This is a genomic window from Pseudomonas sp. FSL R10-0056, from assembly GCF_009600105.1.
GTDB classification, from domain to species: domain Bacteria; phylum Pseudomonadota; class Gammaproteobacteria; order Pseudomonadales; family Pseudomonadaceae; genus Aquipseudomonas; species Aquipseudomonas bubulae.
The window spans coordinates 1-204 of the sequence record NZ_WIWL01000163.1 but is presented as its reverse complement, the minus strand read 5'-3'; the positions used below and the strand labels follow the sequence as shown (position 1 = coordinate 204).

Here is a 204-nt window from a genome sequence, read left to right as displayed (position 1 = left end):
TCGGCGATGCATCGTTTCACTACTGAGTTCGGGATGGGATCAGGTGGTTCCAATGCTCTATGGTCGTCAAGAAATTCTGTGGCAGATCCGTTATCAAAACGTGCCTGCGAAAACTTGGGACTTCTATAAAAACAAAATCCCCGTCTGCGTGAGCAGACAGGGATTTTGGAATTTAATCTTGACGATGACCTACTCTCACATGGG

The 204-nt window shown here is 46.6% G+C and carries 1 rRNA gene; it reads right to left on the bottom strand.

Annotated features, from left to right (window positions below):
* Positions 1 to 71 (bottom strand): 5S ribosomal RNA (gene rrf, locus GHO42_RS08485); the annotation flags it as partial.
* Between the last annotated feature and the right edge of the window lie 133 nt (positions 72 to 204).